The sequence below is a fragment of the Pseudomonas sp. WS 5011 genome (assembly GCF_012985775.1).
Classification (GTDB): Bacteria; Pseudomonadota; Gammaproteobacteria; order Pseudomonadales; family Pseudomonadaceae; genus Aquipseudomonas; species Aquipseudomonas peli.
The window spans coordinates 66046-73016 of the sequence record NZ_JAAQXA010000019.1 but is presented as its reverse complement, the minus strand read 5'-3'; the positions used below and the strand labels follow the sequence as shown (position 1 = coordinate 73016).

The 6971-nt window shown below is 55.3% G+C and carries 5 protein-coding genes and 3 tRNA genes; 3 read left to right on the top strand and 5 right to left on the bottom strand.

Annotated elements, in window-relative coordinates:
* The first annotated feature begins 668 nt into the window (after positions 1–668).
* Positions 669–1634: an integron integrase gene (locus HBN63_RS17880; protein WP_170050340.1), complete on the top strand. Its 966-nt coding sequence runs from the start codon at positions 669–671 to the stop codon at positions 1632–1634.
* 287 nt (positions 1635–1921) lie between these two features.
* Positions 1922–3844 (top strand): methyl-accepting chemotaxis protein, encoded by a 1923-nt coding sequence (locus tag HBN63_RS17875; RefSeq protein ID WP_170050339.1) that lies wholly within the window; start codon positions 1922–1924, stop codon positions 3842–3844.
* Positions 3845–3919: 75 nt separating this feature from the next.
* On the opposite strand, the gene rimO is transcribed toward HBN63_RS17875, so the two are convergent.
* The 5 genes from rimO to HBN63_RS17850 form a co-directional block, all read right to left on the bottom strand.
* A complete protein-coding gene (rimO, locus tag HBN63_RS17870) occupies positions 3920–5242 on the bottom strand; it encodes a 30S ribosomal protein S12 methylthiotransferase RimO (protein ID WP_170050338.1) in 1323 nt (440 codons plus the stop codon).
* Positions 5243–5383: 141 nt separating this feature from the next.
* A complete protein-coding gene (locus HBN63_RS17865; RefSeq protein ID WP_170050337.1) occupies positions 5384–5935 on the bottom strand; it encodes a cytochrome b in 552 nt (183 codons plus the stop codon).
* Between the two features lie 134 nt (positions 5936–6069).
* Positions 6070–6146, bottom strand: a tRNA-Met gene (locus HBN63_RS17860).
* Between the two features lie 122 nt (positions 6147–6268).
* Positions 6269–6345: transfer RNA gene (locus tag HBN63_RS17855), tRNA-Met, on the bottom strand.
* A 120-nt stretch (positions 6346–6465) separates the two neighbouring features.
* Positions 6466–6542, bottom strand: a tRNA-Met gene (locus tag HBN63_RS17850).
* A 206-nt stretch (positions 6543–6748) separates the two neighbouring features.
* Here HBN63_RS17850 and HBN63_RS17845 point away from each other — a divergent pair.
* Positions 6749–6964: a zinc ribbon domain-containing protein gene (locus HBN63_RS17845; protein WP_090252468.1), complete on the top strand. Its 216-nt coding sequence runs from the start codon at positions 6749–6751 to the stop codon at positions 6962–6964.
* The last annotated feature ends 7 nt before the right edge of the window (positions 6965–6971 follow it).

Below are 6971 nucleotides of genomic sequence, written 5' to 3'. Positions count from 1 at the left end.
TCAAGCCAGGGTTTGGCTGGCGGTGTCAAGCGATGCGGTATAGGTAGTCAAAAGGGCTTCTCCCATGCACTGATTTGAGCGCTAATTATATGATATTTATGGATAATTTCCAAAGTTGATGACATTGGGCTTTAGCCCGTCCCAGCGAGCGGAGCGAGCGATTTGAACCAATTGTTATGCATTGACGCACGGATTACGCCTTTGTTTTTTGATGATGTAGATGGCTGTGCAAATGGCTGCTACTAGAAATACATAAGGCTCTATCAGTGACGATAAATTTAGGATTTGCTGATTGAATTCGGTTGGGTTACACCGACCACTAGGGCATTGCATTGGAATGAACGCCATTATTGAGAATTTTGTGAGCTTTATAACGGCGCAGAGCATGAGAAATACGAATGATAAAAAGGCAAAAACTGAGCGCTGCCTTATTGAAAATATTAGCGATGCAGTGCCAAGCAAAGCAAACCCAGCTGCAAGGACTAACAACTCAGGTGCGAACATTGTCATTGTGGTGGTGTATTCATTCATATGCATAACTATAAATAGACACCAATTGGTGTAATAACGTTTTATGGGGTGTGGTGGATAACATTCTTGTCTGTCTTAGAGGTGGCGTCTAGGCTGAGGGGGCCGACAGAAATTGGCTAAAAAGGGAGTTATGCAACATGGATGGGAAGCCACGCTTGCTTGAGCAGGTTCGCGAACAGATTCGCCTGAAACACTACTCGATTCGTACAGAACACGTCTATTGCGAATGGGTAAAGCGCTTTATTCGGTTTCACAGTTATCGACACCCGCAAGAGATGGGGGCGGCTGAGGTCGAGGCTTTTCTATCGGATTTGGCGTTGCGTAAGAGTGTTTCGGCTTCAACACAGAATCAGGCGCTTGCTGCGTTGCTGTTTCTTTATAAGCAGGTGCTAAAGCTGGATTTGCTTTGGTTGGGCGAAGTGGTGAGGGCAAAGAAGCCCAGTCGTCTGCCGGTGGTACTCAGTGTGGCTGAAGTTCAACAGTTGCTGGGGCGGTTAGACGGAGAGGTCGGGTTAGTGACGCACCTGTTATATGGCTCTGGTATGCGCCTGATGGAGGTTATGCGCTTGCGAGTCAAGGATGTTGATTTTCCCCGCGGTGAGATTCTAGTTCGCGATGGAAAGGGGATGAAAGATCGGGTCACGGTACTCCCACGCCGTTTGGTGGAGCCGCTTAAACAGCATTTGGTGCTGGTTCGGGCGCAGCATAACGCCGAATTGAAGGCGGGCCGCGGCGATGTGTATTTACCTTACGCGCTTGAGCGTAAGTACCCGAATGGTCCGTGGGAGTGGGGCTGGCAGTATGTATTTCCTGCCTCAGGCCTTTCGGTCGATCCGCGCAGTGGCAAGGTGCGCCGGCACCATTTGGATGAAAAGCGTGTGCAGCGCGCATTCAAGGCTGCATTGAAACTGACGGATATTGTGAAACTGGCCACGCCGCATACGTTGCGGCATTCCTTTGCCACGCATTTATTGGAAAGCGGTCAGGACATTCGCACCGTTCAAGAGCTGCTAGGTCACTCCGATGTGAAGACGACGATGATCTATACCCATGTGCTGAATCGTGGCGGGCTAGCCGTGTTAAGTCCGCTCGATAGGGCCTGAGTGGCGAGCGAGCTAAAACCCCGCAGCATCGGCGTCTGCATGTGTTGTCTTCGATTTAATCTGCGCGTTATAAATTTGGCGCTATTAATGTGACGCCCTGGTATGTCTCGTCGTCATGCTGTGCACTCCGGGTAATGCCTGGCGTGTGGTTTCAGCGTGATACTTGCTGATTCCTTTCTAGCTACAGTTCGCCGAGTCCTCGGCAATCCCGTCCAGACGCGCTGCCACAACAATAACTCCAGCTGCTGATTTGGCTTTTGATACGTACGTTGGAGAGAGGCCGTTTTATGAATACCTGGTTTGCCAATATCAGCGTCACCCGCAAGTTGCTGATAGGTTTTGGCGTTGTGCTGGCGATGACAGTGTTGATGGCCTGGACGGGCTGGAGTGGGCTGGGCAGTGTGATTCAGCGCGCTAACTGGATGAGCGACATTACTTACCTGAACAGCAGCCTTACCAATCTGCGTATTGCGCGGTTGCAGTACATGATCGCTAACGGCGATTTGCCCACTGCTGAACGCCTACAGTCGACCTTGAGCACTTACATTGCCAAGCAAGAGGCGCTGCAGGCTTCGTTCAAGAATCCGGTCAATGTGGCGTTACTCAAGAAGCAGGGTGCGATCAACGATGAGTATCAAGTTTCTTTGAATGCCATGAAGGCTGCCTATAAAGAAGCCAATGCAGCTAATGAGGTATTGGCCCTGAGGGCGGCTGAGGCCGTTGAGCAAGTTCGCCAGATCATGGCGGTTGTCGTGCAATTACCCGAATTTGATCCACAGCGCTTTGCTCAGTATCAGGCGATTACTGACAGCCGGACCGAGTTGCTGCAGGTGCAACACCTGGTCAGTGTGTTCCGTAACAATGCCAGCCCCGCAAATGAGTCGGCGATGATTCAGGGGGTTGAGGCGATCATGGCAGGGTTGGCGGATGTGAGTCGTGCATTCGTCGGGTCACAGCAAGCCGCTGTGTTGCAGGTTGAGCGTAGTCTGGCTCAGTACCGGGATGCGGTGTTGGCGCTGCGTGATGCCACGCAGGCCATTGCGCGCGCGCGTCAGGAGATGACCGTGCAGGGCGCTGAGATTGTCAAAATCAGCGACGAGCTTTACAGCTTCCAGCTCGACCGTCTGGCGGTCGAAAGTGCGGCGGCGCGTTACCTGCAGGTGACGGCTACAGCGCTGGCTTTGCTGCTTGGGCTGCTTGCTGCCTGGCTGATTACACGGCAGATCATTCGCCCACTGCGTGCGACGCTGTTGGACGTTGAGCGCATTGCCAGTGGCGATCTGACACCGAGTGCGGCCGTGGTGCGTCAGGATGAGTTGGGTGTGTTGCAGCAAGGCGTGCAGCGTATGGCCAGCACCTTGCGTGAGTTGATTGGCGGCATTCGTGATGGCGTGAGCCAGATCAGCAGTGCTGCCGAGGAGCTGTCTGCCGTAACCGCGCAGACCAGTGCTGGGGCCAATAACCAGAAGAGTGAAACCGATCAAGTGGCCACCGCCATGCACGAGATGTCTGCCACCGTACAGGAGGTCGCGCGCAATGCCGAGCAGGCGTCTCACGCCGCGACGGACGCTGACAGTGAGGCGCGTAAAGGCGACAAAGTGGTAGCCCAGGCCATTGCCCAAATTGAGCGTCTGGCTGAAGAAGTGGGGCGCTCCACTGGCGCCATGACGGCTCTGCAGCAAGAAAGCCAGAAGATTGGCAGTGTGATGGATGTCATCAAGGCTGTGGCGGAGCAGACGAATCTGCTCGCACTCAATGCGGCTATTGAGGCTGCGCGTGCCGGTGAGGCGGGTCGAGGTTTCGCGGTGGTCGCGGATGAGGTGCGTGGTTTGGCTCAACGCACGCAGAAGTCTACTGAGGAGATCGAGGGTTTGGTTGCGGGGCTGCAGAATGGCACGCAGCAGGTGGCCAGCATCATGTTGAGCAGCCGTACCCTGACGGACAGCAGTGTTGAGTTGACTCGGCGCGCGGGTGATTCGCTGGAAAGCATTACCCGTACAGTGTCGAACATTCAGTCGATGAATCAGCAGATTGCAGCGGCGGCTGAGCAGCAAAGTGCGGTGGCTGAAGAGATCAGTCGCAGCATTATCAGCGTGCGGGATGTGTCCGAGCAGACGGCCTCTGCCAGTGATGAAACGGCTCGGGCCAGCGTTGAATTGGCGCGTCTGGGTAATCAGCTGCAGATGATGGTGAGCCGTTTCCGGGTCTAGCTGCTGCGCTGACAGTTGAACGAAAACGCCCCGCAATGCGGGGCGTTTTTGTGTGGCGGGCAACTATCCGTTGGGTCAGATCAGCTCGGCCCACATGTCGTATTCATCGGCATCGACGATGCGCACACGAACTTTGTCGCCTGGATTGACGTCTGTGCTGGCGATAAACACGCTGCCATCGATTTCTGGAGCATCAGCGTAGCAGCGGGCAACGGCGCCTTGGTCGTCGACTTCATCGATCAGCACATCCATCTCCTTGCCGACCTTGAGTTGCAGGCGGGCGGTGCTGATGGCTTGCTGGTGGGCCATGAAACGGTCCCAGCGATCCTGTTTGATGTCATCGGGTACCGGGTTGTCGAGCAGGTTGGCCGGCGCACCTTCTACGGGGGAATACTGGAAGCAACCGACGCGATCGAGCTGCGCTTCGGTCAACCAGTCGAGTAGGTACTGGAAGTCTTCTTCAGTTTCGCCGGGGAAGCCGACGATGAACGTCGAGCGGATGGTCAACTCCGGGCAGATCTCGCGCCAGGCTTTGATGCGTGCCAGGGTCTTGTCTTCGAAGGCGGGACGCTTCATCAGCTTGAGCACTTTCGGGCTGGCGTGCTGGAAGGGGATATCCAGGTACGGCAGGATCTTGCCAGCGGCCATCAGCGGGATCAGCTCGTCGACGTGTGGGTAGGGGTAGACGTAGTGCAGGCGCACCCATACGCCCAGGCTGGAGAGTGCTTCGCACAGTTCGGTCATGCGGGTTTTCACCGGCTGGCCGTTCCAGAAGTCGGTCTTGTATTTCATGTCCACGCCATAGGCGCTGGTGTCCTGGGAAATCACCAGCAGCTCTTTGACGCCGGCTTTGACCAGGCGCTCAGCTTCGCTGAGTACTTCGCCAACCGGGCGGCTGACCAGTTTGCCGCGCATCGACGGGATAATGCAGAAGCTGCAGCTGTGGTTACAGCCTTCGGAAATCTTCAGGTAGGCATAGTGACGCGGGGTGAGTTTGATGCCCTGCGGCGGCACCAGGTCGATCAGCGGGTTGTGGTCCTGGCGCGGCGGCACGACTTCATGCACGGCGTTGACCACCTGCTCGTACTGCTGCGGGCCTGTCACCGAGAGCACGCTGGGGTGCACGTCGCGGATGCTGCCTTCTTCCACGCCCATGCAGCCGGTGACGATCACTTTGCCGTTTTCTTTGATCGCTTCGCCGATCACTTCCAGGGATTCGGCTTTAGCACTGTCGATAAAGCCGCAGGTGTTGACCACCACCACATCGGCGTCCTGATAAGTCGACACCACTTCATAACCTTCCATGCGCAGCTGAGTCAGGATGCGCTCAGAGTCCACCAGCGCCTTGGGGCAACCGAGTGATACAAAGCCGACTTTCGGCGTGGCGGGGGTGGACATGGCGTTAACCTCAGGCGTGTACGGATGGATGCTGGGCGCTGGGCGCGCCTCTGATCAAAAAGTGCGCAATTCTAGCGGCGACGCTGGCAATTGACCAGCACTGAGCGTCACCTGAGTATCGGGACTGAATGCTTGGCGGTGTCAGGGCTGCTTACTTGGCAAGATGCGGGTCAGGGTGTTGTCGCGCACAACAAAGTGGTGGAAAAGCCCGGCCGCGGCGTGCAGGCCAATCAACCAGTATCCGGCGCTACCGGCCAGTTCATGCCATTCCTTTATCGTGCCAGCCAAATCCGGGTTTTTGCTGACCAGGGGTGGCAACTCCAGGCCAAAAAATGGGATGGGTTTACCGGCGGCGCTGAGGATCAACCAGCCGGCCAGTGGGGCGCCGATCATCATGCCGTAGAGTGCTAGATGCATCAGTTTTGCCGGGATGGCTTGCCAGGTAGGCAGGGTAGGTTGGATGACCGGCGTGGGTGCAATCAAACGTGCCAGCAAGCGCAGCCACACGAGCGCGAAGACGGCGAGGCCCAGCATAAAGTGCCATTGCTTGAGCAATTCACGGGTATCGCTGCCTTTGGGGAAGTTCCCTTTGAGCTCGATGCATGCGTAGACGCCGGCAATAAGTATCAGCATCAGCCAGTGCAGCGCTATATTCAGGCTGCCATAGCGCGCTTCCGTATTTTTCCAGGGCATGGTGTTTTGCCTCCTAGGCTGTCAGTGATCATCGGCTTCAGTGTAGGCAGGCAACTTCCAGCTCTCATTGAGCGTGATCAGCTAAATCGCGCACAAAAAAAAGACCACTCGATTGAGTGGCCTTTTTGAGTATCTGGTTGCGGGAGCCGGATTTGAACCGACGACCTTCGGGTTATGAGCCCGACGAGCTACCAGACTGCTCCATCCCGCGCCGGCAATTCTATATAGAAATCGTTGTGTGTCAACAAAATAGTGTTTTTAATCAAATGCTTAGAATGCGTGTGCGAGAGAAACAAAAAAGGCCACTCGATTGAGTGGCCTTTTTTGAGTATCTGGTTGCGGGAGCCGGATTTGAACCGACGACCTTCGGGTTATGAGCCCGACGAGCTACCAGACTGCTCCATCCCGCGCCGGCTATTCTATACAGGAACGGTGCTTTGTCAATTGATTAGTGGTTTTTAATCAATAACTTAAATCGGTTGGGCGAAAATGCAAAAAGGCCACTCGATTGAGTGGCCTTTTTGAGTATCTGGTTGCGGGAGCCGGATTTGAACCGACGACCTTCGGGTTATGAGCCCGACGAGCTACCAGACTGCTCCATCCCGCGGCGCCAATTCTAGCGTTTAAATGCTGCTTGTCAACCTAAAGGTGGCCAGAAGTTGTTTTTATTCAGATGCTTAGCCGTGCGTTGATTGATTTTTCGCTGCAGAACCCTGTGCTAGAGCCTGATTGAGCGGACAGCTTTGCTTTCGGCATAGCCCGCAACCGGGCTGTTGGGCTAGAGTCCGTGCCCATATAAATTGGAGAAATGTTATGAGCGTTGAATGCAAAGCCTGTGGTGCTCAGGTGCCAGCCGATGCCAAGACCTGTCCGGGTTGCGGCGCTGCCGTGGCGGCGAAGACCAAGCTGGTGCCGTTGGCTGCGTTTATGCTGATTGTCATCCTGATTATCCAGTCTTATATGAGTAAGTCTGAGGATGCGGCGAGCGAGGCGAAACCGGCAGCGCCTGTTAGCTCAGCCGAGCAGTAGCAGCAGG